Origin of the sequence: Lutibacter sp., assembly GCF_040883305.1 — a bacterium.
Lineage (GTDB): Bacteria > Bacteroidota > Bacteroidia > Flavobacteriales > Flavobacteriaceae > Lutibacter.
Genome location: NZ_JBFLKT010000442.1, coordinates 1 through 5,691, shown reverse-complemented (window position 1 = coordinate 5,691; position 5,691 = coordinate 1). Strand labels below are relative to the sequence as shown.

Annotated in this window: 4 protein-coding genes; 2 read left to right on the top strand and 2 right to left on the bottom strand. The window is 29.8% G+C overall.

The window, feature by feature from the left end; all coding sequences use genetic code 11:
- Positions 1–102: 102 nt before the first annotated feature.
- Together AB1Z17_RS14260 and AB1Z17_RS14255 are read right to left on the bottom strand one after the other, a co-directional pair.
- Complete coding sequence (locus AB1Z17_RS14260; protein WP_368052437.1) at positions 103–804, bottom strand: LytR/AlgR family response regulator transcription factor; 702 nt, start codon at positions 802–804, stop codon at positions 103–105.
- On the bottom strand, positions 801–1,880 hold the full coding sequence (locus AB1Z17_RS14255; protein ID WP_368052436.1) for a sensor histidine kinase: 1,080 nt from the start codon (positions 1,878–1,880) through the stop codon (positions 801–803). Before AB1Z17_RS14255 ends, AB1Z17_RS14260 begins: the two co-directional genes overlap by 4 nt.
- 134 nt (positions 1,881–2,014) lie before the next feature.
- Here AB1Z17_RS14255 and AB1Z17_RS14250 point away from each other — a divergent pair, with 134 nt between their 5' ends.
- A complete protein-coding gene (locus AB1Z17_RS14250) occupies positions 2,015–4,279 on the top strand; it encodes a GH92 family glycosyl hydrolase (RefSeq protein ID WP_368052435.1) in 2,265 nt (754 codons plus the stop codon).
- A gap of 14 nt (positions 4,280–4,293) precedes the next feature.
- Positions 4,294–5,691: sodium:solute symporter (locus AB1Z17_RS14245; RefSeq protein ID WP_368052434.1), on the top strand; the 1,398-nt coding region annotated here is incomplete at its 3' end.

Here is a 5,691-nt window from a genome sequence, read left to right as displayed (position 1 = left end):
ATTAGAGGATAATTATAGAAGTTAATCAGCGTGTTATACTTTACAAAAGCAAGAACTATTACACTTAATATAGCTCCTATTATTGCACCTTTCCAAATCACTTCAGGAATTCAAAATCTTATTTTTAACATCTTCAATATAAGTTCTTCCAAATGGATAACGTACACCTCCTATTTCTAAACTATTACCTTCTATTGTATCAATTTTATTTATTGCAATTGTATAAGATCTATGTATGCGTATAAAATTATCTTCTGGTAATTGGTCTGTAAAACTTGAAAGTGTTTGATGAATTATATACCTTTTACTTTGTGTGGTGATTTTTAAGTAGTCTTTTAGACTTTCAATAACCAAGATTTCGTCCAAATAAATTTTTTTCATCTTCTTTTTATCAATTTTTATAAAAAAGTATGGTTTATCAATTTGTGTGGTGTTTACTTTTGGAGGGTTTAAGTTTTTAAAGACTTTATTAATAGCTTTTACAAACCTTGGAAAAGGAATAGGTTTTACCAAATAGTCTAGAACATCTAATTCATAAGATTCAACAGCATATTCGATATGTGCCGTGGTAATAATTATCAGGGGCTTTTTTTCAAGTGATTTTATAAAATTTAAACCATCGAGTAATGGCATATTTATATCTAAAAAAATAAGATCTATAGTATTATCTTTTAAAAAAGATAAAGCATCAATTGCATTGTTAAAACTATTTATCAATTCAATATTATTGAATTCTTTTAAATGATTTTTTATAACATTTATTGCTAAAGGTTCGTCATCAATTATTAGGCATTTTATTTTCATTTTAACTTAATTTTAAGAGCCACAATAAACAAGTTATTTTTCTCTTCAATTTTTAAATTGTATTCATTTTTTTTATATCCCAAAGCTAACCTTTTTTTTACATTTTCTAAACCAATTCCGCCAGTTGTATTTATTTGTTGAGACTTATGAAATTTTGCAGGTATTGGATTAGATATTGTAAAGTATAGAAAACCATCTTTTTCTAAAAAATCAATATCAATCTTAATTTTACCAATATTTTTATTAGCACCATGTTTAAATGCATTTTCGATAAATGAAAGCAATAACATTGGTGCTATTTTTTTTGCTTTTATATCTCCAGAAATATTCATGTTTATTTCTAAATTTTCATCAAATCGAATGCGCTCTAAGTCTAAATAATTTTGAATACTAATAATTTCTTTTTCTAAACTTTGTTTACTTTTTTTAGTTTCATATAAAAAGTAACGCATTAACTCAGATAGCTTTAGAATTATTCTTGGTGTTTTTTTAGAATTTTCTAAAGACAAAGAATAAATGTTGTTTAGTGTATTAAAAAAAAAATGTGGTGAAATTTGAGTTCGTAAAAATAACAATTCAGTTTCCAATTGTGCTTTTTCTAGATCGGTAACTCTTTTGTGTTCTTTCAGCCAGTCCATAGTAATTTTAATTGCTGTAACAAAAGTAATTACGTATAGCTCTCCAATCATCATATCAATTGAGTAATTTAATGTTAGTTTACTAATTACTTCCGTACCTTCAGGCCATACATTTTCACTTACTAAATAATAAGTTAAATTAAATTTTACAAGTAGCATTACAAAAAGTGATGTAACTAAAAGCCCAATGTAGGTAAGGTATTTTCTTTTAAAAACAAATTTAGGCATAAACACATAAACATTTAAGTAACAAAGTGTCATGTGTATTGGAAATCCAACAAGGTTAGATTTTAAAGAATAGAAGTAATCATCAAAATAACTTCCCCAGCGTAATGTGTTAAAAATAAAATACAAAGACCAAAATATAATGTGATGCCGTAATGATATTTCTCTAATATTAGATGAAACAGATGTGGTTTTATATTTTGTTACCGACATTGTAGTTTATTTTTTTATGTTTATCCTTGTTTAAGTGTTGTACGTCTAATTTATTTTTCAAAACCACTAAAATAAGTAATATTTATAATTAAATTTATTATTACTATAGTTAATAATTCTGAAAATTAAGATAAATGAAATTTATAAAGCACCTATCAATAGTTTTTTTAGTCGGAATAGCATTCAGTATTAATTCTTGCGAAAATCATACAAACGAAATTAAAAAATCTCCCAAAATAGATTTTACAAAATTTGTGGATCCTTTTATTGGAACTGGTGGTCACGGACATACCTATCCTGGAGCAACTGTTCCTTTTGGAATGTTACAAATAAGTCCAGATAACGGGATTTCTAGTTGGGATTGGTGTTCAGGCTATCATTATTCCGATTCTATCACCATTGGTTTTAGTCATTTACATTTAAGTGGAACAGGAATTGGAGATCTCGCGGATATTCGCTTAATGCCGATTAACAAAAAAGTTGATTTAGCTGCTGAAGTTAAAACAAGAAACGATATCCCTTACAAATCTTTGTATTCTCATAATGAAGAAAAAGCTTCACCTGGATATTATAGCGTTCAGTTAAAAGATTTTAATATTAAAGCAGAATTAACTTCCAATTTAAGAACCGGTTTTCATAAATATACCTTTGAAGAAAACGATACGCAATCTGTAGTATTAGATTTAGGTTTTGCTATTAATTGGGATAAAACCACGGCTTCAAAAATTACAGTTATTGATGAAACAACTATTTCAGGATTTAGGCATAGTACTGGTTGGGCAAAAAATCAAAAAGTATTTTTTGTGGTGAGATTTTCTAAACCAATTGAAAAATATGAATTGGTAAACGGTGAAACTTATAAAACCGATGTAACAACTGTTGAAGGTGAAAAAGCCTTTGCACAACTCTTTTTTAATTCAGAAAATACGAACGAATTATCAGTGAAAGTTGCCGTTTCTTCAGTAAGTGAAAAAAATGCGTTGGAAAACTTATCAAAAGAAGAAATTAGTTTTGAAACTGTTAAAAATGAAGCTTCTGAAATTTGGAATAATAATTTATCTAACATAACTGTTGAAACTGATAACGAAGACTTAAAAACTATTTTTTACACCGCATTATATCACACTCAAGTTGCGCCTGTAACCTTTAGCGATGTAAATAAAGAGTTTAGAAAAGAAAACGATGAAATTGTAAAAGCTGAAAATTATACGGCATATTCAACCTTGTCTTTATGGGATACATTTAGAGCAGAGCATCCATTGTTAATATTTACAGCTCAAGATAAAGTTACAGATATTATTAACACAATGTTGGAATATTACCAAACAAACAAAATATTACCAGTTTGGACTTTGTACGGAAATGAAACCAATACTATGACTGGCTATCATTCAATTCCAGTAATTACAGAAGCATATATAAAAGGAATAAAAGGTTTTGATATTAAAAAGGCCTATGAAGCAATGAAAACTACAATGATGCAAGATAAAAGAGGCTTAAATCATTATAAAAAATATGGCTATATCCCTCATAATTTATTAGACGAATCTGTAACAATAACATTGGAATACGCTTATAACGATTGGTGTGTGGCGCAAATAGCAAAAGAGTTGGGTGAAGAAGAAGATTACACTTATTTTATGAATCGTTCTAAAGCTTATGAACATTTATTTGATGCTGAAACAGGATTTATGCGTGGTAAAAATGAAGCAGGAACTGCTTGGAAAGAACCTTTCGATCCAAAATTTTCAGCACATAGAGTTGGAGCAGAATATACCGAAGGAAACGCTTGGCAACATAGTTGGTTTGTATTACACGATGTTGAAAACTTAATTAAAATGCACGGAGGAGAAGTGAAATTCACAGATAAATTACAGCAATTATTTACAGAATCTTCAGAAATTACTGGAAATGATGTTTCAGCAGATATTACAGGTTTAATTGGTCAATACGCACATGGAAACGAGCCAAGTCACCATATTGCGTATATGTACAATTTCGCTAATAAACCTTGGAAAACCCAATATTGGGTACGCGAAATATTAAAAACACAATACAACACAACACCAAACGGATTGAGTGGAAACGAGGATTGCGGACAAATGTCAGCTTGGTATGTGTTTAGCGCAATGGGATTGTATCCGTACAGTCCAGCTTCTGGAGAATACCAAATTGGAAGTCCGCTGTTTGAAACTTCAACAATTAAAATTTCTGAAGAGATTTCGTTCACCATAAAGGCTGAAAATGTTTCCGATGAAAATATGTACATTCAATCTGCTACATTCAACGGAAAAGAATTCAATAGAACTTCTATAAGTCATAAAGAAATTCAACAAGGAGGCACACTTCAATTTGTAATGGGAAATACTCCAAATAAAAATTGGGGAATAAATAATTAAGAATAATTATTAGGATGAATATAATTGATGCATCAATAATTGCAATATATATTTTATTAACACTTTTTGTAGGTATTTGGGTTTCTAAAAAAGCTTCAAAAGGGCTAAACTCTTATTTTTTAGGAGGAAATAATATTAAATGGTACTTTTTAGGCTTAAGTAATGGATCTGGAATGTTCGATATTTCTGGAACCGCTTTAATGGTAGGTTGGCTTTTTTTATATGGAGCCAAAAGCTTTATGTTAATGTGGTTATGGCCTATCTGGAATCAAATTTTTATAATGATGTTTTTAGCCGTTTGGATACGTAGATCTAATATTATGACAGGTTCCGAATGGATTTTAACGCGTTTTGGAGATGATAAAGCTGGGAGAGCTTCCCATAAAATTGTTGCCATTTTTGCCGTTGTAGCAGCAATTGGGTTTATCGCATACTTTTTTGAAGGTGTTGGTAAATTTATGACCGTTATTTTACCTTGGGATTTAACCTTACAAATAGGTAATTCTATACTTTTTAATTCAGAACAATCCTATGCGTTAATTATCATTTTTTTAACTACTATTTATACTATAAAAGGAGGTATGTTTTCTGTTGTTGCAACCGAAGTTTTACAATACGGTATTATGGTAATTGCAGGAATTTTAGTTGCAGGTTATGCGTTTTTTGCTTTCAGCGATGTTGAAATTTCAAATGTGATTACTGCCGAATGGAAAAATGTATTTTTTGGCTGGGAATTAAATCAGCATTGGGATAATTCTAAATTCCAAGCCTTTAATGATTTAGTGGATTCCGAAGGTTATAAAATGTTTGGTGCTTTAATTGGTATGAGTTTGTTTAAAGGCTTTTTTGCAAGTATTGCAGGGCCAACTCCTAGTTTTGATATGCAACGTATTTTATCAACAAAAACAGTTAAAGAGGCAGCATATATGGCTGGTTTCACCAATTTAATATTATTTATTCCAAGGTATTTATTAATTGGAGGTGTTGTAGTTATTGCTTTAGTTGTGTTAGCTCCTGAGATGATTGCCAATCCAAATTTGACAGGTGCAGATTTAGAAATTATATTACCAAAAGTTATTAATTTTCATGTGCCAGTTGGCATTAAAGGATTGTTGTTAGCTGGATTATTAGCAGCTTTTATGTCAACTTTTTCCGCCTTTGTAAATGCTGGGCCAGCTTATATTGTAAACGATATTTATAAAAAGTATTTTAAACCCGAAGCTACGGATAAACACTATATAAAAGCGAGTCATATTGCCTCATTTGCTGTTGTAACTTTGGGTGTTTTTATGGGCTTTTTTACAGATTCTATCAATTCACTAACATTATGGATAACTAGTGCTTTATTTGGGGGTTATGTAGCCGCAAACTTTTTAAAGTGGATTTGGTGGCGTTTTAATGGTTGGGGTTAT

What these genes read in the sequence shown, in the direction of transcription:
- AB1Z17_RS14255 (WP_368052436.1), bottom strand. Translation starts at nt 1,880, where the DNA reads ATGTCGGTAACAAAATATAAAACCACATCTGTTTCATCTAATATTAGA.
- AB1Z17_RS14250 (WP_368052435.1), top strand. Translation starts at nt 2,015, where the DNA reads ATGAAATTTATAAAGCACCTATCAATAGTTTTTTTAGTCGGAATAGCA.
- AB1Z17_RS14260 (WP_368052437.1), bottom strand. Translation starts at nt 804, where the DNA reads ATGAAAATAAAATGCCTAATAATTGATGACGAACCTTTAGCAATAAAT.